23 protein-coding genes are annotated in these 24,903 nt (G+C 51.4%); 9 read left to right on the forward strand and 14 right to left on the reverse strand.

The features are described 5' to 3' along the window. Positions 1-19 precede the first annotated feature (19 nt). Together ruvC and prmA are read right to left on the reverse strand one after the other, a co-directional pair. Entirely contained in the window at positions 20-562 is a 543-nt protein-coding gene (ruvC, locus tag LVJ88_RS00145; RefSeq protein WP_054599386.1) for a crossover junction endodeoxyribonuclease RuvC, read from the reverse strand. Positions 563-590: 28 nt separating this feature from the next. Beyond that, complete coding sequence (prmA, locus tag LVJ88_RS00150; RefSeq protein ID WP_054599387.1) at positions 591-1,478, reverse strand: 50S ribosomal protein L11 methyltransferase; 888 nt, start codon at positions 1,476-1,478, stop codon at positions 591-593. A 248-nt stretch (positions 1,479-1,726) separates the two neighbouring features. Between prmA and rpmE the strand changes: the two genes are divergently transcribed. Next, on the forward strand, positions 1,727-1,942 hold the full coding sequence (rpmE, locus tag LVJ88_RS00155; protein WP_054599422.1) for a 50S ribosomal protein L31: 216 nt from the start codon (positions 1,727-1,729) through the stop codon (positions 1,940-1,942). Between the two features lie 82 nt (positions 1,943-2,024). Here the strand turns inward: rpmE and LVJ88_RS00160 are convergent, their stop codons facing one another. Next, positions 2,025-2,507, reverse strand: a complete 483-nt coding sequence (locus LVJ88_RS00160; RefSeq protein ID WP_085418700.1) for an MliC family protein — start codon at positions 2,505-2,507, stop codon at positions 2,025-2,027. A 95-nt stretch (positions 2,508-2,602) separates the two neighbouring features. After that, complete coding sequence (locus tag LVJ88_RS00165) at positions 2,603-3,094, reverse strand: hypothetical protein (protein WP_085418699.1); 492 nt, start codon at positions 3,092-3,094, stop codon at positions 2,603-2,605. A gap of 271 nt (positions 3,095-3,365) precedes the next feature. Between LVJ88_RS00165 and LVJ88_RS00170 the strand changes: the two genes are divergently transcribed. Both LVJ88_RS00170 and LVJ88_RS00175 read left to right on the forward strand, forming a co-directional pair. After that, positions 3,366-4,823, forward strand: coding sequence for a surface lipoprotein assembly modifier (locus tag LVJ88_RS00170; RefSeq protein ID WP_054599390.1), 1,458 nt, complete (start codon positions 3,366-3,368; stop codon positions 4,821-4,823). A gap of 243 nt (positions 4,824-5,066) precedes the next feature. Further along, positions 5,067-5,879, forward strand: coding sequence for a J domain-containing protein (locus LVJ88_RS00175; RefSeq protein WP_085418698.1), 813 nt, complete (start codon positions 5,067-5,069; stop codon positions 5,877-5,879). A gap of 269 nt (positions 5,880-6,148) precedes the next feature. Here LVJ88_RS00175 and LVJ88_RS00180 read toward each other — a convergent pair whose 3' ends face one another. The 9 genes from LVJ88_RS00180 to LVJ88_RS00220 all read right to left on the reverse strand — a co-directional run bounded on the left by LVJ88_RS00180 (position 6,149) and on the right by LVJ88_RS00220 (position 17,539). Next, the gene (locus LVJ88_RS00180) at positions 6,149-7,378 is read right to left on the reverse strand and encodes a glycerate kinase (RefSeq protein ID WP_085418697.1); all 1,230 of its coding nucleotides are present in this window, start codon (positions 7,376-7,378) and stop codon (positions 6,149-6,151) included. A gap of 168 nt (positions 7,379-7,546) precedes the next feature. Further along, positions 7,547-9,181 (reverse strand): SLC13 family permease, encoded by a 1,635-nt coding sequence (locus tag LVJ88_RS00185; protein ID WP_198941582.1) that lies wholly within the window; start codon positions 9,179-9,181, stop codon positions 7,547-7,549. Continuing rightward, positions 9,182-10,681 carry a sensor histidine kinase gene (locus tag LVJ88_RS00190; RefSeq protein ID WP_244694173.1) on the reverse strand — a complete coding sequence of 500 codons (1,500 nt, stop codon included), beginning with the start codon at positions 10,679-10,681 and terminating at the stop codon, positions 9,182-9,184. It lies immediately after the preceding gene. Between the two features lie 53 nt (positions 10,682-10,734). Continuing rightward, complete coding sequence (locus LVJ88_RS00195) at positions 10,735-10,929, reverse strand: hypothetical protein (RefSeq protein ID WP_085358707.1); 195 nt, start codon at positions 10,927-10,929, stop codon at positions 10,735-10,737. Positions 10,930-11,667: 738 nt separating this feature from the next. Beyond that, a complete protein-coding gene (glmS, locus tag LVJ88_RS00200; protein WP_085356606.1) occupies positions 11,668-13,503 on the reverse strand; it encodes a glutamine--fructose-6-phosphate transaminase (isomerizing) in 1,836 nt (611 codons plus the stop codon). A 700-nt stretch (positions 13,504-14,203) separates the two neighbouring features. Then, a complete protein-coding gene (locus tag LVJ88_RS00205) occupies positions 14,204-14,857 on the reverse strand; it encodes an IS1595 family transposase (protein ID WP_085417784.1) in 654 nt (217 codons plus the stop codon). A 193-nt stretch (positions 14,858-15,050) separates the two neighbouring features. After that, the gene (glmU, locus tag LVJ88_RS00210) at positions 15,051-16,418 is read right to left on the reverse strand and encodes a bifunctional UDP-N-acetylglucosamine diphosphorylase/glucosamine-1-phosphate N-acetyltransferase GlmU (protein ID WP_085418540.1); all 1,368 of its coding nucleotides are present in this window, start codon (positions 16,416-16,418) and stop codon (positions 15,051-15,053) included. A 90-nt stretch (positions 16,419-16,508) separates the two neighbouring features. Continuing rightward, the gene (locus tag LVJ88_RS00215) at positions 16,509-16,808 is read right to left on the reverse strand and encodes a spore cortex protein (protein WP_085418539.1); all 300 of its coding nucleotides are present in this window, start codon (positions 16,806-16,808) and stop codon (positions 16,509-16,511) included. 83 nt (positions 16,809-16,891) lie between these two features. Further along, a complete protein-coding gene (locus tag LVJ88_RS00220) occupies positions 16,892-17,539 on the reverse strand; it encodes a pyrimidine 5'-nucleotidase (protein ID WP_085418546.1) in 648 nt (215 codons plus the stop codon). A 154-nt stretch (positions 17,540-17,693) separates the two neighbouring features. Here LVJ88_RS00220 and LVJ88_RS00225 point away from each other — a divergent pair, with 154 nt between their 5' ends. Continuing rightward, positions 17,694-18,704 carry a thiamine ABC transporter substrate-binding protein gene (locus LVJ88_RS00225; RefSeq protein WP_085356612.1) on the forward strand — a complete coding sequence of 337 codons (1,011 nt, stop codon included), beginning with the start codon at positions 17,694-17,696 and terminating at the stop codon, positions 18,702-18,704. A gap of 94 nt (positions 18,705-18,798) precedes the next feature. Here LVJ88_RS00225 and bioH read toward each other — a convergent pair whose 3' ends face one another. After that, positions 18,799-19,557, reverse strand: coding sequence for a pimeloyl-ACP methyl ester esterase BioH (bioH, locus tag LVJ88_RS00230; RefSeq protein WP_085418538.1), 759 nt, complete (start codon positions 19,555-19,557; stop codon positions 18,799-18,801). Here bioH and LVJ88_RS00235 point away from each other — a divergent pair. The 5 genes from LVJ88_RS00235 to LVJ88_RS00255 all read left to right on the forward strand — a co-directional run bounded on the left by LVJ88_RS00235 (position 19,556) and on the right by LVJ88_RS00255 (position 24,412). Continuing rightward, on the forward strand, positions 19,556-20,281 hold the full coding sequence (locus LVJ88_RS00235; protein WP_085418537.1) for a ComF family protein: 726 nt from the start codon (positions 19,556-19,558) through the stop codon (positions 20,279-20,281). The genes bioH and LVJ88_RS00235 overlap by 2 nt on opposite strands. 64 nt (positions 20,282-20,345) lie before the next feature. Further along, positions 20,346-20,810, forward strand: a complete 465-nt coding sequence (gene trmL, locus LVJ88_RS00240; RefSeq protein ID WP_054599405.1) for a tRNA (uridine(34)/cytosine(34)/5-carboxymethylaminomethyluridine(34)-2'-O)-methyltransferase TrmL — start codon at positions 20,346-20,348, stop codon at positions 20,808-20,810. Positions 20,811-20,874: 64 nt separating this feature from the next. After that, positions 20,875-21,594 (forward strand): septal ring lytic transglycosylase RlpA family protein, encoded by a 720-nt coding sequence (locus LVJ88_RS00245; protein WP_085418545.1) that lies wholly within the window; start codon positions 20,875-20,877, stop codon positions 21,592-21,594. 301 nt (positions 21,595-21,895) lie between these two features. Next, on the forward strand, positions 21,896-22,480 hold the full coding sequence (gene ruvA, locus LVJ88_RS00250; RefSeq protein WP_085358691.1) for a Holliday junction branch migration protein RuvA: 585 nt from the start codon (positions 21,896-21,898) through the stop codon (positions 22,478-22,480). Positions 22,481-22,561: 81 nt separating this feature from the next. Beyond that, positions 22,562-24,412, forward strand: coding sequence for an ABC transporter ATP-binding protein (locus LVJ88_RS00255; protein WP_085418536.1), 1,851 nt, complete (start codon positions 22,562-22,564; stop codon positions 24,410-24,412). The last annotated feature ends 491 nt before the right edge of the window (positions 24,413-24,903 follow it).

Raw genomic sequence — 24,903 nt, forward strand, 5'->3', positions numbered from 1 at the left:
AGGGATTATAAGCGATAAATCAAGGCTGGAATCTGCCGCGCTTAATTTGCAGGCCGCCTTGTTGCAGTTGTGCGGCAAGGCTGTGGTTGCGCAGGGCATGTGTCAGGGCCACGGCCAAACCGTCTGCGGCATCGGCTTGCGGTGTGCCGGATAAATTCAGCATCTGCACCACCATGTGCTGCACCTGCTCTTTGGCCGCTTTGCCTTTGCCGACTACGGCCTGCTTTACTTGCAGGGCGGTGTATTCAAATACAGGTAAATCACGCATTACCAAAGCTGCCATCGCCGCGCCGCGCGCCTGCCCCAGCATCAGCGTGGAAGCTGGGTTCACGTTCACAAACACCTGTTCGATGGCGGCCTGCTGCGGGCGGTAGAGGGTAACGATTTCGCCGATATGTTTTACAATCACGGCAATCCGTTCGGCGAGCGGTGCGTCGGGCGGGGTTTTGATGCAGCCGGACGCTACATAAAAATGTTCGCGGCCGCACACATCTACCACGCCGAAGCCGGTAACGCGGCTGCCGGGGTCTATGCCTAAAATACGCGTGGTTCGGGTTGCCATGTGTGCGGTTGCTTTTCAGACGGCCTGATCAGCGTTTTACGCCGCTCAAGCATGCCCAGCCTTCATCAGTCTGTGCCGGAGCCATGTCGAACCATTCGGCGTAGATGCCGCTCATTTCTTCCACCTGTTCTTCGAGAATGCCCGACAAAACAATACGGCCGCCCTGTTTGGTGCGCTCTGCCAGAAGGCTGCCGAGCATACGCAGCGGATTGGCCAAGATGTTGGCAACCACAACGTCGAACTGGGCTTGAGGCATTGCATCGGGCAGATAAAAGCGCGCATCAACATTATTTTGGGCGGCATTGTCGTTGCTGGCGCGGATGGCCTGCTCGTCGATATCCACGCCAACGGCTTCGCCGGCACCAAGCTTTAAGGCGGCAATGGCGAGAATGCCGGAACCGCAGCCGTAGTCCAACACCGATTCTCCGCCTTTCAGACGGCTGTCGAGCCATTGCAGGCACAGGCGCGTGGTCGGGTGGCTGCCGGTGCCGAAGGCCAAACCCGGATCAAGCTGTAAATTAACGGCATTTTGGTCGGGGGCTTCGTGCCAAGAAGGGGTAATCCACAAGCGGTCGGAAATTTTAATCGGATCAAACTGCGCCTGCGTCAGCCTTACCCAGTCCTGTTCGGGCAGCAGCTCGGTTTCGTAAGCATTCACGGTTAGGCCGCAATCTTGGGCGGCTGCCGCCACAATCGGCGCAACATCCGTGTGTTCGCCAAACAGGGCAATCACCTTGCTTTGCTGCCATATTTGTTCGGCCGGCATACCCGGTTCGCCGAAAATGGCCTGCTCATTGGCCGTACCCGCATAAGCGTCTTCAATTGCGGCGGAAAGTGCGCCGTGATCCATCAGCGCGTCGGCAAGGCGTTCGGCAGAGTGGTCTTTTACAGCAATCGTGATTTGTTGGTAAGACATAAAGCATATTCCGTTGTAAGGCCGTCTGAAAAAGTTTCAGACGGCCTGTATTAATCATTATGGCAGAAAGGGTAAAAAGTCTCTTACCGTATAACGGCCGAATGTAGCGATTTTAGCAAAAAAACGCGGCAGATTAAACCGCAACACGCAATATCTCCTTGACAGAAAGCAAAAAAAAAGAAATACTACGCGGCTTATTTTGAAGCATAGGCACAACCCCTATGCCCGCCAACCAAAAGGAAACCCAAATGAAACAAAATGCTCATCCCGATTACCGCGAAGTTAACGTAACTTGCTCTTGCGGCAATAAATTCACTACCCGTTCTACTATGGAAAAAGAAAACTTCAATATCGAGGTTTGTTCTTTGTGCCATCCTTTCTACACCGGCCAACAAAAAATCGTTGACACCACCGGCCGTGTGGACAAATTCAACCAAAAATTCGGCAATATGTTCAAGCGTTAATCCGCGTTTGAAGATAAGCGATAAAAAAGACTGCATTCATGCAGTCTTTTTTATTTGCGCCGATCCGTTTCGGCTTTGCCGCTTACTTGGCAGGCATACAGTTTTTGACCATTGTGTCGTCCACAGACATCACTTCGCTGTTCACCTGCTGTTTTTCATGGCGGACTAAGAAGCCGTTGTCTTCTTTATATAAATCGGTTTGATATTGGTTGCTCACCGTCCAAGTGTGCGAGCCGTCGCTAAACGCAACCAAATCTTGGTTGCTGTATTCGCTGCTGTGCGGCAATTTGAAGGTTTGGTTGTCGAAACGCACTTCGGCGGCAGGCTTGCCGTTGTCGTCGAAATAGCGTGCGCTCAACGTTAAGCCGTCGTGGCATTGGTAAGACTGCCATTGGGCATCTTTTTCTGCTGCCAAAGGCACAGAGGCGGCAGAGGCCGCTGTTGCGGTAATAACGGCAGAACCGGCTGCGGGTGCGGCGGAATCCGCCGGCGCGGCCGTTTCTTGTTTACAGGCAGCCAAGGCAAGTAAGGCTACTAAAGGCAGTGATGTTTTTAACAGGTTCATAAGTGTGCTTTCACGAGTGGGGTTGATAAGGCTTAGTGTAAAAGAAAATACCAAAAATTTCACGCCTAGCGGTTTTTAACATTGCTTGAAAACATTTAACCGTCAATTGGCGGTATCGTATTGGAACGCATGCGGTACCACCCCCACAAACGCCATACGCACAAGCAGGCAACCAAGGGTTGGCAGGCTGCAACGATCAAATAGCGGGGCGAGTCTAAATGAAAAGTATTGCGCCCGCCGGCCAGTTTGATCACCGCCCACAGCCATTCCCACAAGGCGGGAAGGCTGAAGGCCAATACGGCAATCAGCCCCAATGTTCGGAAAACACCGATGGAAAACGGGCGGTTTTGCAATACGGAACGGTTTAGCTGCAGCAAAACGAACAGCCCGAAGCCGATAATCAAAGCCATGCCGCCGTTGGCCACAACCTGTAAACCGCTGAACGCGATATCGGGCGCAACGGGCAGCCCGTCTTTGGGCAGACGGGTTTGCGTGAGATTGAAACTTTGTAGGATACTCAACGCGAATGTATAGACCATATCGGCCAGAATGATCCATATAGGTAAGGAAGAAAGCAGACGCTTCATCGCGTGTCACCGCAAAAAAATAAAGAGTTTAAATGATTCGGCTGCGTTTATGAATCGTTTTGCCGCGCATATGCCGTTTTGTGCCCGATGTGGCGCGGCTGCATAATGTTTCGATGAAAAGTGTGTCTAAAAGTAGGCACATTGCCGAATGTTTGTTAATATTTGAAAATATATTTTTGCGTTATATTTACATTTGAGTGGATTTTCGTTTAACCAAACCAAGTAAAAAGGCCGTCTGAACCGTTTCAGACGGCCTTTCGGACAATAAACCATGTATAAATATCTTTTTATCATATTGTCGACAGGCGTATCGGCGGCAGCTCTGGCCGATGCACCCCCGCCGCCTCCGCCGCCATTGTTCGGCGACAATCAATTAAACATTGCCGAGCCTCAAACAGATAAGCCCGAAGTAGCGGCTTCGGTTCAAACGGGTAAGGCCGAAAAATCGGAGTCGGTGCATCTTGATGAAAGCGATTTGCGCCGAAATCCCGAACTCACCGCCAGACTGATCGAGCAGGCGATACACGGTCAGAATTGGCCGTTGCTGGAAGCTTTGCTGCCGCTTTACCGCAGCCTGCCGCAGCACGATGCCGTGTTATACGACTATGCAAACGGTGCTTTGCTGCGCGCACAAAAAAAACATCCCCAAGCCATTGCCGCTTACCGCCGCATCATTGCCGCACATCCCGATTTGAGCTATGTGCGTTTCGACTTGGCAGGCATGCTGTATGAAAACAAGCAATATCAGGCCGCCAAAGACCAATTCGAGCGGGTAAAGGCAGACGATATTTCGCCCCAAGCGCGTGCGCTTGCCGATATCTACCTTGCCCGCATTCAGAAACAGCAAGGCTGGGAAATCAATGCCGGCATGCAATATACCCGTAACGACAACGTAAACAACGCTTCTTCTGCGCGTTATATCGATACGCCCGGCGGAAAACGCTTGGAGCGCAATCAAGATTCCCTTCCGAAAACCGCCAACGGCTTGAGCTACAATTTTTCTGCCGACCGTGATTGGAGCCTCACCGGCAACCACTATCTCACCACTCAGGCATCATTCGACGGCGTGTGGTATTGGGATAACCGCGATTACAGCGAACAAAGCGTTCGTTTTGGAGCGGGCTATAAAAACCAGCAAATCCGCCAATGGTTTTCAGCCGTGCCTTTCGTAGGCTATCACCGTTTGGGCGGCGAAGCATACAGCCGCAATTTCGGCGCATCCACCCAATACGGTCGCTGGCTGAACGACAATTGGCAGGTTGTCGGTTCGTTAAGCCATGTGCAGAAACGCTATGCCCGCGATTATCAGTCTAAACGTTTCGACAGCCGTCTGAACAATGCTTCCCTAACTGCGGCATGGCTGCCCAAAGCCAATTTGATGGTTTACGGCGGTGTGGATTACGGCCGCGAACATGCGAAAGACGCGCAAGAATCGTCCAAACGCCAAGGCGTGCGGACAGGCGTATTGAAAGAATGGCAAAACGGCTTGAGTACACGGGTCAATCTGCGCTATACCCACCGCCGTTTCGATGCGCCCAACCAGTTTTTCGCCGTTAAACGCCGCGATAAAGAATATCAGGCCAATATCGCCGTGTGGCACCGCAGCCTGCATGTTTACGGGATTACGCCCAAGTTGAATTTCCAATATCAGAAAATCGACAGCAATATTCCCTTATTTTATTCCCGTCAAAACAAACAATGGTTTGTTACGCTGGAAAAAACCTTCTAAGCATCAGAGCGGTTTGCCGTATGGGCAGATACTTTGCCGCTTTATTTTGCAGCCGGAGCAGACAACTCCGGCTGCAATGTTTATGAAATCCGCACTCTAATATGGTCAATCAACTTAATCTTACATACAAGACAGCAACGCCGTAGTAAAAGTTAAGTTAAGCAGCCATATTCAATCGCCTTTCAAGGGCTTTGCTATATAATCACTTTTTCATTCCATCCCAATCGATTTTCAGCAGGCACTATGTCGAAGCGAATACGCACCCATTACGACAATCTTAAAGTTTCGCAGGATGCGCCGATTGAAGTGATTCGCGCAGCTTACCGCTCGCTCTGCAAGAAATACCACCCCGATCAAAATCACGACAACCCTGATGCCGACCGCATCATGAGCTTGATCAACCGCTCGTATGCGGTACTCTCCGACCCCGACCAACGCCGCGCCCACGATGAGTGGATAGCCGCGCAAAAGCATGGCCATACTGTCAATACCGTAGCGACTGCCGAAGAAGACTACTCGGCAGCACCGCCCGCATCAAGGCCGTCTGAAACAGATTCTGAAACAGATTCTGAAACAGATAATGTGCTGCATCAAACCCTGCATAAACGCCGTTTGTGGTTGGGGTTGGTGTTTTTTCTGATGGTGTTGGGGGGATTGTTTTGGCTGGCAGACCAACAGCGCCAAGCCGTATCCGATATGCCGCAAACACGCGGCGGCGAAGATGCTGCGGCGTCTTACCCCGAATTTGCCCAATATTTGGCAGGCTATCCCGTTTTGGCCGAACACGGCAACGGTATGGTGAAAATCAACAACGGCACCAACCGCTCGGCTGTGTTTGTACAGATTTATCCGGCAGATCAAAAAAACGCCATCCGCACACTGTATATTCCGCCTGCCGCCGATTTCACCGTGTTTAAACTGGAAGCCGGCAGCTACACCTTAAACTACCGCCAGCTGCTGAATGATGTTTGGGAGCAGGCCGACTTTCATATTTCAGACGGCCAAACCCAAGCAGAAAACGTCCACCTGAAACCCGCCCGTGTCGCAACACCCTAAATCCAAAGCGAACTTAAAAAATAGTACGTTCGTTATACCCGGGTAAGCTCGACTATAACGAACGTACATCTTAGTTTAAGCCGGTTGGTTATGCGGTCAGAGTGCAGCACTCAAACTCACAATCTGAGGGTTTTGCAAAGGTCTCATCTCAGCATATCTTAAGCAGCAAGGAAAAAACCAAGATAAAACCGTTTATCGGTTGGCCCGTTTCCGCCGCTTCGGTTTTGAAGTGTTGCAAGCGGCGGGCGGTTGTTTGCTTGCCGGCTTATTTACCATTCATAATTTTCTTTGTTCATGCGGCGGGTTGCCATTGCCGCCCCGAGCAGGAGGGTGCGTGTTAAACGCTCGGTGGCTTCGATCAGTAACCTTTCGCCTTCGTCGATCGCCCTTTCGAGACTCATCGGAATCGGCACGATAGAGGCAATGGCGTCAATACCGATATCGTAAACGTCTTGCGCGCCTTTACCCAATGTGCCGGCCAAAGCCACAACAGGCACGCCGATATTGCCTGCTCGCCATGCAATTTCGGCGGGTACTTTGCCGCGCGGTGTCTGAAAATCGATGGCACCTTCCGCCGTGATAACCAAATCGGCTTTTTTCAGCAGGCTGTTCAAATCGAAACCGGCCAAACCGGAGTCGAGCAGTGCTTCAAACCGCGAGACGAGTTGTGCGCCGATAGCGGCCAAACCTGCGCCCAATCCGCCCGATGCGCCGGTGCCCGCACCTTTGAAAAAGTCTGTCGATTGGGCTTGCGGCAGGCAATATTGCGAAAGTTTTTCGGCCCAGTTGAGAAAGCCGCGTTCCAGTTCTTCGACCTGCGAAGGCGTGGCACCTTTTTGCGGGCCGAACACGCGTGCTACGCCGCGCTCGCCGGTGAGAATGTTGTGGGCGTTTAAAGCCATCACGATTTTAACTTTGCCGTCGCGTAGTGCGGGAGGCAGGCCGCTCATGTCGATTTTATCCACTTGGGCGAGATGGCGGCCTCCGTAACCGCACTCTTGGCCGGAAGCATCGGTAATTTTAACGCCCAATGCCTGCAATGCGCCTAAGCCGCCGTCGCTGGTGCCCGAGTCGCCGCAACCTATCAGGATGGTGTGGATGTCGTGTTCCAACGCTGCCAAAATCAGCTCGCCTACGCCGTATGTAGTGGTAATGGTCGGGTCGCGCATGTCTCTCGGAACCAAGCGCAAACCTGCCGCGGCAGCCATTTCAACAACGGCCACGCCTTTGGAGTTGCCGCCCAATAAGGCAAAATGCGAGTCAACCGGTTCGCCGACCGGGCCTACAACGGTTTGGTAAACCAATCTGCCGCCGGTGGATTCGGCCAACATGGCAGCGGTTCCTTCTCCGCCGTCGGGCATGGGGATGGCTTTGATATAAGCGCCGGGAATGGCACGGCGCACGCCTGCCGAGATGGCTTTGGCTACCGAGTTGGCATCTAGCGATTCTTTAAAGCCGGCCGGTGCAACCAGAATATGTTGCGGGATGGATGTGTTCATAAAATGTACTCCTCAGATAAATCGGATAAGTCCGCGGCCGTCTGAACAAGCCTGCCTGCATTCTGCGCGTATGGGCGTTTTCGGACGCTATCCGCAAATAAAATCATTACCCGTTAAACGAGCAACGGTTAAACATCCCCTTGTGAGCATAAATCGATCGTTTTTATTTTAGGGTTGAACAAACAGAGGCATTCCGATCATCGGCCAGATGAAGAATGTGAAAAGCAGAACAAGAATCACGCTGATAGGAGCGAGCCATGCACTCAACCGCAACAGGTCTTTGGCCGAATAAGTCGGCATATCTTCCAATTTTGCATAAAGCGCCATAGGCTTGGCCGAGCTGCTGAGTGTATGACAGAAGCCCGCAGCGGCTGTGGATGCAAAGGCGGCTGCCACGGCGGAAACCCCTACTTCGGGCGCAAGCGATACCACAATCGGAATCAGCACTGCGGAGCGTGCCGAGCGTGATTGGATAACTAGATGGGCAACGGTTGAAATCAACACGATCGTTACGGTAAACAATACGGCTGCCGTGGTGCCGGTGCTTTTTATCGAACCGAGCATACTGCCGGCCGCCCAAGCAGCCGATCCTGATGTAACCAACGCCGATCCCATCGCCAAAGTTGCCGCCATAAAAATCAGCAACGACCACGGTACCGATTTGAGTGCTTTGCCCAAGCTGACCACGCCGAGACTGTTGCTGCTCATAATCAGCCCGCCCGCCAGTGCGATAACGGCAGGGTGGATTCCATGCACGGGTTCCATACACCACATCACGATAACAATGCCGACAAGCCAAGAAACTTTTACTTGCGCGGGTGTTAATTTGCCCTTGATGGGAATGGTGGTATGGCTTTGCAGGTCGTTGGCCGAAATACTCAGCTGCATGGCCCTGTCTTTTTTGGATGTAAACAGCATCAGAATCAGCTCAACGCAGATCACGCTGGACACCACAGCCAACGGCAAGCCGTACAGCATCCAGTTGGTAAAAGAAAACGAAGGAAAATCACTGGCGGCCAGAATCTGGCTGGTGATCAGATGTGCGCCCGCACCTAAGTACGAACCTACCGCCGAAAGCAGAATAACAGACGGAAACAGCAAAGCGAGCGATAAGACCAGCGACGGGCGGTTACGCAATACGGAAGCCAATGCCACGAACACAGGCATGGCCAGAGCCGCACGCCCCGATGTGGAGGGAACGGCAAAAGCCGTGGCGACCAATGCGGCACTGCTCAAATGCATTAACTGGCGGGCGTTTTGTGCGCCGGTAACGATAAATGCAGCGGCGCGTGTGGCCAAGCCCGAGGATGTGATTCCGGCAGCAATCACAAAGGCACCGAGCAGCAGCCAAACCGTATCGTCTCCCAAGGTGTCGAACAAGGCTTTTTCGGGCAGTACGCCCATGAAGACGAGCAAAATGGCTGCACCCAAAGCAACATAAGTGTCGTCGATGTTGGTGAAAATCCAAAACCACACCGCCATTGCAAACACCGACAGCGTTACCGCACCTTCTGTACTCAGCGCGTCTGCACCTCCGACACCTTCCACAGATATGCTTACCCACCAGATAATCATCAGCACGATAGCGGTAGCCGCAATCACGGCAACCAGATGTTTGCGGGTAAAGTCTTTTTTCAGCAGCGCCAAACGTTCAAAAAATGTCGGCTCCGCCTGTTGGCGTTCGGTATCTGATTTTTTTGTTTGACGCGCATCTTGTAGGTTTAGCGATGAACGGGTGCGGTAAAACACCGAATCCGATTGTTTGGGCGGCAAACCGCCCATGCCTGAATTGTTTTCACGCATTTATTGCTCCTGCTGCATTGCTTCAATGGCTTTTGCCTGAACATTTTCCGCTTTACCTGCTTCAGAGAGGCGGGTAAGCGGGATGTCGATACCGAAAACCGTACCGCGTTCGGAGCCTGACTCCACCCACGCATAACCGCCGTGGGCATGTGCAAGCGCCTTAACCACTGCCAAACCGATACCCATACGCGGGGCATCTGCATTACTCGGGTCATGTTTGTGGACAGCAGGTTCAAATACTGCGGCTACTGTTTCGTCGCTTAAGGGCAGTCCTTGGTTGACTATCCAAAAGCTGGCCATAGAATTGCCGTCGGGCAGGTGCCGGATAGAAGAACCCAGCTCGATGGCTTCGCCGGAATCATCGTGTTCGGTGGCATTGTGGGCAAGGTGGTGCATAGCCAGCAAAATACGTTGGGGATCCATAGGCACATGGATATTCGCTACCTCGGCCACTTCCCATTTGTGTGCAGGATACATATCGCGTAACTGCTTGGCCAAACGGTAGGTCATGTCATCCAGTTTGGTTTTCTGATAATGCAGAAAATCAGGATTGCCACTCTCGAGCAGCAGTTCCAAGTTACGGCTCAGACGCCGCATATTCTCCAACATTTCTTTAAATAAAGGCGGTAAGGAAGAATCTGCCGGATATTGGCGTTCGAGATATTGCAAAGTATGTGTATGCTCTTGTATTTGTTGAAGAACGGCATAGAGAATATGCTTTTGCTCAAGATGGGCGTTACCCAAGCGGTCAAGCATATTGTTTAGCGAACGTGCCAAACGGGAAAGCTCTTCCGTCCCTTCATCTTCCGGCAGGCGGGTATCTAAATTGAAAGCATCGATATTTTCGGAAAAACGGGTAAAACGCTTGATTGGCGCCAGAATCTGCCCGGCCACCAGCCAGGCGATTAATGCGGTCAACAGCAGGCCGCCCAACATAACACCGAATAAAATCAGCATATTGCGGTGAACGGCATCAATATTGTTTTTCACAAACTGCGCAACCAATAAAACCCCTCTTTGGCCTTGGCCTTCGATCACGCTTTTACCCCAGCGCAATTGGCCGTCGGGCGTTCTTTCCAGACCTGAATTTTTGGGGCTGTCCAAAAGGGCATTTAATCGTTCGCGGTTGGCTGCTAAACGTTCGCCGGCATCGTTACCGGCGTTATCTACCACCAACACATCCGTGGGTGTAATGGCGATGAAGGCTTCTCCTCTGTCGGGTGTTTGGCGTTCGAGATAACGCTCCATCAAGCCGGTAATGGAAGAAAACGGCCTATGGGTACGGGGGTCGACAGCTTCTTTGGCAAAGGCATTAAATTCCTGCACTTCTTGGATAATCGCCATATTGGCTTCTACATGCACCTGCCGGATAAAAATCGAGCGTGCGGTTAAGATCAAAATCAAAATCATCAATGCAGTGGTCAGTAAAATCCATCCCACAATGCGCCAGCGCGCGGTAGAAGGCATTTCGAGCAGTTTTTTACGCTTGTTGTAATCCATAGACTGACGGTCTTTCGATCGAAGGGTTGATAAGGTGCGGCGTATTTGTTTTTTTATTTTTTGTTCGGTGACGGATTGGGGTTGTATTCACCTTCATCCAGAGGATTGATGTGTTTGACTGAGCGCGGAGTATAAAACGCCGGTACTTCCTGATCGGGCAACCGCTCGGCACGAATGTGTTGACGGGTATTGAGCTTTACTTGCACTACTGAAGAAGGCAGCTTGGGCGGCTCAACCGTTCTGGTCATTTGCTGCGACAATAGGGCAATCGCAATAGGAAGGCACAAAAGAAAACAGATAATTAATAAGCGTGAGAGCATGATAGATAGTGAATTTGATATTAAATATAGAAATTATTATAGGTTTTCTGTGTGTTGCCATTTTTTATTTAATTTTAAATTAGGGTTAAAGTTAACGATGCAATGTTTTACAGTTATTCGTCATTATTTTGCCCTGTATTTATAGGATTTCTGCATAAAAACATATTAACTTGAATGTTTTTTATATTAATTGCATAAATCGACCTAATAAATTCTTAAAATAATTTAAACGGTTTCTCAAAAGAAATTTGTTTGATTAAACTTATTTATTCTATTTCGATCTGTTTGTTTATTTGTTAATAAAAAGTTTGTCAGGCTGAAGAGCGGATGTGTTGTGTGGCAACCCGCAGAAAACGTGTACGGGTAATTATGTAAATTCATGTTGTTATAAAAAGAATCATCCTGCATGTTTTGAGCTGTTGATGTGTGGAATATACTGCTTGCCAGCCCAAATAAACTTTAGACGCTTAATCAAAATGTGTTGATTGGCTATACGCATCGAACTGCATCCATATTTTGCGGTTTTGCAGAGGTCTCAACAGCAATGCAAAATAAATTGTTTCTATACGTTTTCTTAATAAAAAATGTCGGATATATTAAAACCCATTGAGGCCGTCTGAAAATGGTTTTTCAGACGGCCTCAATGGGTTTTAAAGCGGTTAAATGTTATTCCACCGTAACCGATTTAGCCAGATTGCGCGGCTTATCTACATCGGTGCCGCGAGCAAGTGCGGCATGGTAAGACAAAAGTTGCACCGGAATCGTATGAACAATCGGAGACAACACGCCGACATGGCGTGGGGTGCGGATAACGTGCACGCCTTGGTCTTCGTTGAAGTTGCTGTCGAGGTCGGTAAACACAAACAGTTCGCCGCCGCGCGCGCCGACTTCCTGCATGTTGGCTTTCACTTTGTCCAAAAGCATATCGTTGGGCGCAATCACCACCACCGGCATGTTTTCATCCACCAAGGCCAGCGGGCCGTGCTTCAGTTCGCCGGCGGGGTAGGCTTCGGCATGGATATAGGTGATTTCTTTCAGCTTCAACGCACCTTCGAGCGCAATCGGGTAGTGAATGCCGCGGCCGAGGAACAATGCGCTGTTTTTAGAAGCGAATTTTTGTGCCCAAGCGGCAATCTGCGGCTCGAGATTCATCACATGCTGGATGCTTCCGGGCAGTTGGCGCAGTTCTTCGGTGTAGCTGTGGGCTTGGGCATCAGAAACGTGGCCGCGCATTTTGCCCAAGGTAACGGCCAAGCCGAACAATACTACTAATTGAGTGGTAAAGGCTTTGGTGGACGCTACGCCGATTTCGGCACCGGCACGGGTGTACAGCACCAATTTGCTTTCGCGCGGCAGGGCGGATTCCATCACGTTGCAGATGGAAAGGCTGTGTTTGTGGCCGAGCGACTGGGCGTATTTCAAGGCTTCCATGGTGTCGAGGGTTTCGCCCGATTGGGAAATGGTAATCACCAGTTGTTTGGGGTTGGCGATTACGTCGCGGTAGCGGTATTCGCTGGCGATTTCGACATCGGTCGGCACTTTGGCGATGCTTTCCAGCCAATATTTGGCGGTTAATGCAGAATAATAAGATGTGCCGCAGGCCAAAATTTTAATGCTGTCGATTTCATTGAACACTTCGCGTGCTTTTTCGCCGAAGTTCTCCGGCTCGAAACCGCCTTCCAAAAACACTTCGGCAGTATCGGCAATCGCGCGCGGCTGCTCGTGGATTTCTTTCTGCATAAAATGGCTGTACGGGCCGAGTTCGAGCGAAGCCAGCGACAGTTCGGATACTTTCACTTTGCGCTCGGCGGGTGTGCCGTTTTTATCAATCAGTTTTTCTATGCCGTTGCTGCTCAAAAGAGCGATATCGCCGTCTTCAAGATAGGCGATGTTGCGGGTGAAAGCGATAACGGCGGAAACATCGGATGCGATAAAGGTTTCGTCTTCGCCGAAGGCCACCAAGAGCGGGCAGCCCATACGCGCCACTACCATGTGGTCGGTGTTGTCCTGCGCCATCACGGCAATGGCAAATGCACCGTGGAAGCGTTTGCAGGCGGCTTGTACCGAAGCGAACAAATCGCCGTTTTGCAGATATTCGTGGGTAACGCTGTGTGCAATCACTTCGGTGTCGGTTTGCGATTCAAACACATAGCCGAGTTTTTGCAGGCGGGCGCGTTCTTCTTCAAAGTTTTCGATGATGCCGTTGTGAACCACCGCAATCGTGCCGCTCGAAATATGGGGGTGGGCATTCGGTTCGGTAACGCCGCCGTGAGTGGCCCAGCGTGTATGGCCGATACCGATATGGCCGAACATGCCGCGCTCTTTGGCGGCTTCTTCCATCAGGGCGACGCGGCCGACACGGCGCACACGCTTGATTTTGTTGTCTGAATTGACGGCGATGCCCGAAGAGTCGTAACCCCGGTATTCGAGGCGTTTCAAGCCGTCGGTGAGAAAGTCCACTACATTGTGGTTGGCGCGGATGGCGCCGACGATACCGCACATAATTGTTCCTTAGTATCAAGTGGTTGATGAAAAACATGCCGTCTGACTTTCAGACGGCATGCGGGAGAAAGCACCGGTAAAAACCATTCAAACGATTGGATAGGGTTCTGGCAGGATAGTTTGCTGTTTTTCGTATATATTTGAATATTCATTAAAAATATTCTTATCCGATTGGTGCAGAGCTGCCGCATACTTGCTGAATATCCCATTATCTGTGCGGAAATCAATATCGGCAACAGAAATGTTCTCTCCGTTTTCTTTCAGCCCTGCCGTTTTAGTCCACCTAATCTGTGCATCAAAGGCAAGCAGACTAATCTATCTTAATCTTTTTTCATTTTCATATACTGCATATACCGTCTCCCGACTGCATGGTTTATCGGAATCGGTTAGGAAAGATAAAGTTGCAGCCCTACCCGTTTGGGTGTTGAACTTGGATATATCCAATCCTTTTTCCGTTCTGTTTATCCTGCGGTCGGCAGATAATGCTTCAGATGTAAAGGTTTTGCCATCGGCACCAAGGCATTGGCCATACAATAAAGGTATGGGAATTTGCCTTGGTGTCGGTAAATAATCCGGATAGCGGTTGCGGTGAAATAAAGAACCATAAAGGTGTAGATAGTTCCGGGTTGGTATGACTTGTAATTGATCATCAAAAGGATATTTTCTCCTCATTAAAATAAGGGGCTGAAGTAGATTAGCCCTAAACACCACACCAAAGCCGCAAAGTTTTTAACTGCTGCTTTGGTGTCCCGAAGTTAAAACGAAACTCACATTCTTTCAAGAACAGAGGAAAAGATTTTCGGTCAATTCCGTTGTATTTGCGCAAGACACGTTTCGCCTGATTCCAAAAATTCTCAATGCCGTTGATATGGTTGTGTCGGTCGGCAAACTTTTTGCTGTGATTAATCCTGTGATGGTGAAAACCGCTGACATCCAACACGTCGTAACTGCTCAGGCAGTCCGTATAAACTACGCTATCAGGTGTAATTTTCCTTGTAATAACAGGAAATAAACTTTCCTTTCGGGCATTATTCACTACAACCGTATAAACCTTACCTCCACGTTTAAGGATACCGAAAACCACCACTTTACCTGCTGCTCCCCTACCGCGCTTTCCTTTACGCTTACCGCCGAAATAGCTCTCATCCAATTCTATAGTGCCCTCAAAAACCTGATCTGCTTCCAAAGCCAAATGATGGCTGATAACAAGACGGATTTTACGGTAGAAGAGAATAGCCGTATTGGGCTGAATACCCAAGATATCGGCAGCAGAACGTGCGGTTACCTCCAATACAAAATATTCAAGCAGTTTTCTTTGCAGACTCTTCTTTAACTTACAGTGGGTTATCTTCATTTTGGCAGCCTATCATGACTGCTAATCTACGTCAGCCCCTTTATCAAACCGACTTGTGTCGGGCAACGGTTGAAAAAGGTAATATTTGTTGATGATTTTTTTCGGTGTGAAGAACGGTAATGCCGTCTGAAAAGTTCATTTTCAGACGGCATTACCGTAAGATTGTCATGCGGTTGGGATAGGTTTCCCGACTTTATTTTTCTTTTTTCTCCGGCCGTATCCAGCCTTCAATCACGGTTTGGCGGGCGCGGGCTAGGACGAGGGTGTTGTCTTCGCAGTTTTTGGTAATCGAGCTGCCTGCGCCGACGGTAACTTTGTTGCCCAGCTTAACCGGGGCCACGAGCACGACGTTGGAGCCGATGCGCACGTCGTCGCCGATATGGGTTTTGTGTTTGTTGATGCCGTCGTAGTTGGCGGTGATGGTGCCTGCGCCGATATTGGTTTTGCCGCCGATTTCGGCATCGCCCAAGTAGGTAAGGTGGTTGGCTTTGCTGCCTTTGCCCATCACGGTGTTTTTCACTTCGACGAAGTTGCCGATATGCACTTCGGCATCGAGCTTGGCGTTGGGGCGCAAACGGGCGAACGGGCCGATGCGGGCATCTTCGCCGACTTCGCAGCCTTCGAGGTGCGAGAAGGGGGCGATTTGGGTGCCGGAGGCGATTTTGGCGTTTTTGATGACGCAATGTGCGCCGATTTCTACGTTGTCGCCCAATTCGACATCGCCTTCAATCACCACGTTTACATCAATCACGACATCTTGGCCGTGTTTCAGACGGCCTCTCAAATCGAAGCGGGCGGGGTCGCGCAGGGTAACGCCGGCTTTGAGCAAGGCTTGCGCCTGATTGTTTTGGAAAATGCGCTCCAATTCGGCAAGCTGCACTTTGTTGTTTACGCCGGCGGCCAAGTAAGAGGCGGAAACCTGCACGGGATGTACGGCGATGCCGTCTGAATTGGCCAGTGCAATCAGGTCGGTTAAGTAGTATTCGCCTTGGGCGTTGTTGCTGGAAAGGCTGTTCAGCCAGCCTTCGAGTTTGGCGTTGGGCAACACGAGAATGCCGGTGTTGGTTTCTTTTACGGCTTTTTGGGAGTCGTCGGCATCTTTTTCTTCGACAATCGCCACCACTTTGCCGCCGTCGCGGATGATGCGGCCGTAGCCGGTGGGGTCGTCGAGCACGTCGGTCAGCAGGCCGACTTCGTTGCCGGCGGTATCCAACAGTTTTTGCAGGGTGTCTGCATCGGTGAGCGGCACGTCGCCGTAAAGCACCAGCGTGCGGCCTTCTTTAGGCAGGTGCGGCAAGGCCATTTTGACGGCGTGGCCGGTGCCGAGCTGTTCGGTTTGTTCCACCCAGTTCACATCGCGGTTGACCCGCGCCAAAACCTGCTCTTTGCCGTGGCCGATAACGACGCTGATGCTTTGCGGATGAAGGCTGCTGGCAGTGTCGATAACGCGCTGAACCATCGGTTCGCCGCCGATTTCGTGCAACACTTTGGGAAGTTTGGAATACATGCGCGTGCCTTTGCCGGCTGCGAGAATGACGATGTGCAGGGAGGATGGGTTCATGATGTTTCTCTAAAAAATAAAGAATCGTAATGATGGGATTGCAGGCCGTCTGAACACTGTGTTTCAGACGGCCTGATTGGTAGATGTTGTTTATTGTGCGGTGTCGGGCGTTGCGCCGTTAACCGGCACGCTGCTGCCTGAAGACATATGCGGTTTTTGCCAATGCGTGCCGCGGATGTCGTGCTCGTTGTGTTGAGAGGTAACGGCACGCTGTTCGGGGCGGAATTGGTTGTGGCGCATATTGCGCGAATAAGTGCCGTCTTGATACACCACGGGTGTGCCGGTTTCATATTTTTGTCTTAAAGCGGTATGACCGTCGGCGGTTTGGTAAGTTTCCCAAGAACAGCCCGCCAATGTGGCAAGTGCGGCAAGAAGGGCAAGATGACGCATGATGTTTCCTTAATGAAAGAATAATGGGAGAGATAGTTATGATGCTATTTTAATCAAAATGTAATCCGATAGATAGCCGGGCATCATGCACACTGCGATGCCCATTCGGCCAGCGCGGGCATGTCGGCGGCGGCGCAATCTACAAAAGGCAGCGGGTGTGCCTGTTTGCCGAACCAAACGGTGCGCATACCGAGTTGTTTGGCTGCGTGGAGGTTGTCGGCGCTGTCGTCAACCATAATGCAGCATTCTGCCGTTGTACCGAGCATGGCGCATACGTTGAGATAGGCATCGGCATGGGGTTTGTACAAGAGGCCGAAATCGTCGGTGCCGTATAAAGCATCGAAACAAGACGTGATATTCATCGCCTCTGCCAGTGCCTGCACATAAAACGACGGGGCATTGGAAAAGATGGCTTTTCGACCTTTCAGACGGCCTAAAGTTTCTACCGCGCCTTCTACGGGCACGAGGGCGGGCAAAATGGCATCGAGCGGATGGCAGCGGCGCAGAAAGTCGTCGATACAGATTTCGGGGTGGTGTTTTTGCAGGCCGGCAAGCGTGGCGCCGTAGCGGTGCCAGTAGTCTTGCCGCACATTCGAGGCGGTTTGTTCGTCCAAACCGAGTTTTTCGGCGAGATAGGCGGTCATGCTGCGGTTGATCAGCGTGAAGATTCCGGCATCGGCGTGATGCAGGGTGTTGTCGAGGTCGAACAACCAAATAGTTTGACAAATCATAGTATTTAAAATATTTTGCAAACGTTTTTTCAGTTTAAAAAGTTGAATAAATGATAAAAACCGGCGGGTTCGGAGATTTTGAAAGCCGCAGGCCGCGGCCATGTTCAAAGTCATGATTCCACAATACACACCATTATGATACGGACAATATGAAATGAAAATAAAACATACTTTTTTGTTGGGAATCGGCGCGTTACTGTTTGCTGCAACAGCAGCCGCCCAAACAGAAGTGAGGCTGGCAGTACACAGCTCGTTCAGCCTACCCAAAGAAACCATCGCCAAATTCGAGCGCGACCACAACGCCAAGGTTACCGTGATTGAAGCCGGCAGCGCCAATGAGATGCTCAACAAACTGATCTTGAGCCGCGCCCGTCCGATTGCCGATGCGGTGTACGGTTTGGACAATGCCAACATTACCAAAGCGTTGCACAGCAAAATCTTGGCCGACAAGCAGCCTACATCGGTGCCGGCAAACGCTTCCCTGCCCGGTGCGGTGGCGGTGGATTACGCCTATGTTGTGTTGAATTACGATAAAAAATGGTTCGACGAGAAAAAGCTGCCGTTGCCGAAATCTCTCGAAGATTTGGCCAAGCCCGCTTATAAAGATTTGCTGGTTACGCCCAATCCCGGCACATCCAGCCCCGGCCTCTCTTTCCTGATGGCCAATATCGGCGGCTTGGGTGAAGATCAGGCATTCAAATGGTGGGCCGATATGCGTAAAAACGGCGTGAAAGTAACCAAAAGCTGGAGCGACGCTTATTACACCGATTTCACCCAAAACGGCGGTTCGCGCCCGTTGATTGTGAGTTATGCCACCAGCCCCGCAGCCGAGGTGCATTTCAGCAAAGGCAAATATACCGTGCCGCCTACCGGCAATCTGTTTTTGAAAGGCGGCGTGTTCCGTCAGGTGGAAGGTGCGGCCGTATTGCGCGGAACCAAGCAGCCTGCGCTGGCTACCAAACTGGTGGCTTATCTGCAAAGTGCCGAGGTGCAAAAAGCCGTGCCGTCTGAAATGTGGGTGTATCCCGCCGTAAAAGGCACGCCGCTGCCCAAAGTGTTTGAATTCGCCCAAATGCCGAAAGAACACTTTGCCCCTTCCGTTGTTTTGATGGAGCAAAAACAGAAACAATGGGTCAGCCGCTGGATTAAAGTGGTGTTGAAATAAACGTTTTCAGACGGCCTGATGCGCGGAATGAAAGTGCTTGAGGCCGTCTGAAAATATTGCGAAGCGTATATTTGAAACCGTATTGCAGCACTGTTTATGTTGAAGCGGATTCAGGCCGCTCCACAAAGTCTGTCAGTATTTGGGCAAATTCAGCCGCCTGCGTTAAAAAAGGAGCGTGGGCGGCTTTTTCTATGATGTGCAGCCGGCTTTGCGGCAGAAGGCGGTGCAGATACTCGCCCATACGCGGCGGGGTAATGGAATCTTTGGCACCGAAAATCAGCAGCGAAGGCACGTTGATGTGCGGAAGAAAAGCGCGCGCATCCGCTTCGGCCACCGCGTCCAGCGCCGCTTGCAGAGCCGAAGGTGCGCCGTGTTTCACAATATCGGGCAACACTTTTTCCAATACCGAGTGCTGGTCTTTTGCATATAAAAATTGCAACTGAAGAAACTGTTTCATATATTTATGATAATCTTGCTCAAACAGTTCGATCATTTTTGCCAGCGCGGGATTTTTCAAACCTTCGGGATAATCCGGCGCGGCCTGAAAGCGGGCAAAGCTTGCCGTCAGGCACAGGCCGCGCACTTTTTCGGGATGGCGGGCGGCCATATACAGCGACACCAGTCCGCCCAGCGACCAGCCGAGCAGGTAGGCCGGTTCGGTGATGTGTGCGGCGAAAGCATCGGCAGCGGCGGCCACGTCGAACCCGCCGTGAAAAGGTGCGTCGCCGTGGCCGGGCAGATTGAGGGCTTGGATATCCCATTCGTCGGGCAGGCGCGGAATCAGGTCGTCGAAAACATGACGGTTTGCCGCCCAGCCGTGTATCAGATAAACTTTCTTGGGTGTATGTTGCATGGATATTCTTTCATGGTGGCGTAATCGGCGGCAGCGTGCCGGACGTTGCGTATTATGCCATGCTTGCGCCGTTTCAGACGGCCTGTGCGCAGGTTGTGCGTCTGATTTGGCGCAATGCCGCACCGATTCCGCCAATATCTGCCCTTCCTGCACGCAAACCAGCGTGGGCGCGGCGTTATGCGGGCAATGCCAGCAGAAACCGCCGCCGTTTGAAAAATTGTGGACGTCGGTTTATTACGAACCGCCCGTCAGCAACATGATTCATGCGTTCAAACATCAAGCCGATTTGAGTATGCAACGCCCCTTGTCGGCCTTGATGCTGGATCATGCTCCCCTATGGTTGGCGCATGAAGATATAGATGCCGTTATGGCCATGCCTTTAAGCAAAGAAAGGCGGCTGTTTCGCGGTTTTAACCAAGCGGAAGGGCTGGCAGAAGCGGTCGGCAGGCATTACAGGCTGCCCGTTTTGCCCCGTTACACCGTTTTCAGACGGCATCATGTGCCGCAAAGCACATTGAAGCGCGAAGAGCGCAGAAAAAACGTCCGCCATGCCTTTGTAATAAATCATGAGCATAATCAACATGTTAAAAACCGTAAGATTCTGCTGGTCGATGATGTAACCACAACAGGCGCCACTTTTGAGGCATTGGCCGCAACCTTAAGAAAGGCGGGGGCTTCAGCCGTTTTTTGCTGGGCATTGGCTTCTGTTCAAATGAAAAAATAGTGAAAATTTTTTGACGCACCTGCCGGATTAGGGCATAGTGCCGAACCTTAAATGATTGATTTATATGTTTACTGTTGTTTTATACCAGCCTGAAATCCCGCCCAACACGGGCAACATCATCCGCTTGTGCGCCAATACCGGCGCCGATCTTCATCTGGTGAAGCCGCTCGGTTTTCCGTTGGACTCAAGCAAAATGAAAAGGGCAGGGCTGGATTATCACGAATTCGCCAAAATTACCGTACACGAAAATTTCGACGATTGCGTGAAAGCATTATCGGGACGGCGCATTTTCGCGCTGACCACCAAAGGCAGTACCCGCCCCGATGCGGCAGCTTTTAAAGCAGGCGATGTGTTTCTGTTCGGGCCCGAAACCCGCGGCCTGCCGGCAGAGATACTCGACACTTTGCCGGAAGGGCAGAAACTCCGCCTGCCGATGTTGCCGGGCAGCAGAAGCATGAATCTTTCCAATACCGTGGCCGTGATGCTGTTTGAAGCATGGCGGCAAAACGGTTATACAGGCGGCGCATAACAGCCCCACAACCTGCTTGGCCGGCCGTCTGAAAACCCTATCAACTCGAGAATTGGAATTTGTTTTGACCCAAGCCAAACGAAACTTCTTTATGGGAACCGTTGCCGCCCTTGTATTCGGGTTCGGCACGTCTTCCGTTGCACAAGCCGATGCCGTTGTCAAAGCGGAGAAACTCAGCAAATCCGCCAACATGAGCTACAAAGTAGCCGGCAAACGCTACAATCCGTTAAAGAAAGTCTCTTCGTTCAGCCAAACAGGCAGCGCATCATGGTATGGCGGCCAGTTTCACGGCCGTAAAACTTCCAGCGGCGAGCGTTACAATATGCACGCGATGACCGCCGCGCACAAAACCCTGCCCATTCCCAGCTATGCCCGCGTAACCAATCTGAGCAACGGCAAAAGCGTAGTGGTGCGCATCAACGACAGGGGGCCGTTTCATGGCAGCCGCGTGGTTGATGTGTCAAAGGCAGCCGCACAAAAGTTAGGCTTTATCCAACATGGTACGGCCAAAGTGCGTGTGGAGCAGATCGTGCCGGGGCGCGATGCTTCGGAAAGGTTTGCCCAACAGGAAGCCCGAAATATCTATGTCAATCTGAAAAGTTTCAACAGCAAAGCCGCAGCCCAAGATTATCTGAAGCGCAGCGGCGGTCATTTGAAATCAGCCGACATAAACGAAAAAGTGTCTATGGTTAAACAAGGCGGCAACTATGTGGTGCGCATCGGCCCGTTCCAACGTCAGGAACATGCGGATACCGCCAAAGGCAGATTGCTTACCTCGCTTTAATCTGTGCTTTTTCAGACGGCCTGCATCATGCAGGCCGTTTTGTTTGGGCAAGTGTATAATGTGTGGCCGTCTGAACAGGTTTTCAGACGGCCAAAGACCTTGGCAAAACCACCGTTTGCGGCGCATTTCTGCGTTGTGCGCTGCCCGCTTGCTTAGCCTTATACCTTATATATGTGTCTGCACTCGCTGTGCTGCTACGCCTTGAGCTGCATCCACACCCGGCGGTTTTGCAAAGACCTCGGTAAGAATTGTCCATAACTTCAATCTCATACTCAACATCCCACACCCAACGGAAGTAACCATGATCAGCAGACTCACCGGCAAACTCATCGAAAAAACACCTCCGCAAATCGTGATTGATGTCGGCGGGGTGGGTTACGAAGTCGATGTATCCATGCAGACTTTTTATCTGCTGCCGCCGCTTGGCGAGAGCGTGCAGCTTTATACCCAGCTTGTGGTGCGCGAAGATGCCCATTTGCTGTTCGGCTTTGCCACCTCCGCCGAACGCGCTACGTTCCGCCAGTTGGTGAAGGTAAGCGGTATCGGAGCCAAAACCGCATTGGGTATTTTGTCGGCCATGACTTCGGACGAATTAGCGCAGGCTGTGGCTCAGGAAGATGTGAAACGGCTTTCTTCCGCGCCCGGCATCGGCAAAAAAACCGCCGAACGCATGGTGCTCGAACTGCGCGGCAAGCTGGTGTCGGAACAAACCGCCGCCGGCCTGTTCGCTCCCGCTGCCGCGCCGGACGAAACCGACGATATCGTCAGCACGCTTTTGGCCTTGGGCTACAACGAGCGCGAGGCCAAAGCCGCGGTAAAAGGCATTGCGGCAGGCACGGATGTGAGCGAAGGCGTGCGTTTGGCTTTGAAGAATTTGTTGAAATAGTTTTCAGACGGCCTATCGGGTGTTTAAACCGCTGAGGCCGTCTGAAAAAACCGCAAGCCGTTATGATTAAGCAGTGAAAGTATGATGAAGAAAATATTTGACTGGTTCGAATCCCGTATCGACCCTTATCCCGATACGCCGCCGAAAACGCCTGAAAAAGGCTTGTGGCGTTTTTTGTGGGGTAGCATGGAAGGCATGCGCGGCTGGATTTTGGTGCTGGCTCTGATGACTGTCGGCATCGGCATCATGGAAGCCCTGCTGTTCCAATTTATGGGCAAAGTGGTCGATTGGCTGGGCGCATACACGCCGCAAACTTTGTGGGCGGAAAAAGGCCGGGCATTAACGGGCATGGCCGCGCTGATGGTGTTTGCCGTGTTTTGGCATTTCGTTGCGTCGAACGTGCGCCTGCAAACCCTGCAAGGCGTGTTTCCGATGCGCCTGCGCTGGAATTTCCACCGCCTGATGCTGGGGCAGAGCCTCGGGTTTTATCAGGACGAATTTGCCGGGCGGGTTTCTGCCAAAGTGATGCAAACCGCGCTGGCGGTGCGCGATACGGTGATGACGCTGGCCGATATGGTGGTGTATGTGCTGGTGTATTTCATCAGCTCGGGCGTGATTCTGGCGGCGTTCGACGGCTGGCTGCTGCTGCCGTTCGTGTGTTGGATTATCGCGTTCGGCACCGTGATGCGCGTGCTGATTCCCAAGTTATCGAAAACCGCACAGCGTCAGGCTGATGCCCGCTCTTTGATGACCGGCCGCATCACCGATGCCTATTCCAATATCACCACAGTCAAACTGTTTTCGCACGGCGCGCGCGAGGCTCGGTATGCCAAGCAGTCGATGCAGGAATTTATGGTAACGGTGCATGCACAAATGCGTTTGGCGACTTTGCTGTCGACTTGTAATTTTATTGTGAATACGTCGCTTACCTTGTCCACCGCCGCCTTAGGCATTTGGCTGTGGCAGAACGGGCAGGTCGGCGTAGGCGCGATTGCCACCGCCACCGCCATGGCTTTGCGCGTGAACGGGTTGTCGCAATACATCATGTGGGAGTCAGCCCGTTTGTTTGAAAACATCGGCACCGTAAATGACGGCATGGTTACTTTGTCTAAACCGCAAACCATTTTAGACAAACCGGCCGCACTGCCGTTGAAAGTGGAGCACGGAGAAATCCGTTTCGAGCATGTCGATTTTTCCTATGATGCCGGCAAACCGTTGCTCAACGGCTTTAACCTTGCCATCAAACCGGGCGAAAAAGTCGGCCTGATAGGGCGTTCGGGCGCAGGCAAATCCACCATCGTTAATCTGTTGCTGCGCTTTTACGAGCCGCAAAGCGGTATCATCACTATCGACGGCCAAAACATCAACGACATCACCCAAGAAAGCCTGCGCGCCCAAATCGGCTTGGTGACACAAGACACCAGCCTGCTGCACCGCTCCGTGCGCGACAACATCATTTACGGCCGCCCCGATGCCACCGAAGCAGAAATGTATCAGGCCGCAGAAAAAGCCGAAGCCGCCGATTTCATCCCCAACCTTTCCGATGCCAAAGGCCGCAGGGGATACGATGCCCATGTGGGCGAAAGAGGCGTGAAACTTTCAGGCGGCCAGCGGCAGCGCATCGCCATCGCCCGCGTGATGCTGAAAGATGCGCCGATTCTGTTGCTCGACGAAGCCACCAGCGCGTTGGATTCCGAAGTGGAAGCCGCTATTCAGGAAAGCTTGGATAAAATGATGGAAAACAAAACCGTGATCGCCATCGCCCACCGTTTATCCACCATTGCCGCTATGGACAGATTGATTGTGCTTGATAAAGGCCGTATCGTCGAAGAGGGCAGCCATGCCGAATTGCTGGAGAAAAACGGTTTGTATGCCAAATTGTGGGCGCACCAAAGCGGCGGGTTTCTCAATCAAGATCAGGTGTATGGTTGATTAACCCAATGCTTTTGCCGCATGGCAGGGTTGTTCTCACAGGCAAAGCCGATAACCGGCAGAACCGGAAGCAAAACCGGTCTTGCCAAGGTTTCAACGTATAAGCTTTCTTGTCTTAATTATAAAGGCAGAGGCCGTCTGAAAACATTCAGACGGCCTCTGCCTTATTTTACGGACAAGTGAATCCTTTCCCACGCTTGGAAAGGCTGACATGTTATTTGTCTCATGACACCGGAAGCCGTTGTTGGATTTTAGTATTTATAGTCAATCAACCATTTTTCATACAGGGCCGCAAGCCGAAAACAATGTGAGTATTACGACATGGCGCTGCAATGCCGTAGTAAAAGTTAAGTTGATGGACGAAATACGTTGATTAGAAACTCAGGCTTTCAAGCTTTTAATCAAATAACATCATTTTTTAATATATCAAATTTATTGAAAATAACTTTTTCATACAAAAAATCAAATTTATACAAAATAAAGCACACGGT

It is taken from the genome of Neisseria dumasiana (genome assembly GCF_022870885.1).
Taxonomy (GTDB): Bacteria; Pseudomonadota; Gammaproteobacteria; order Burkholderiales; family Neisseriaceae; genus Neisseria; species Neisseria dumasiana.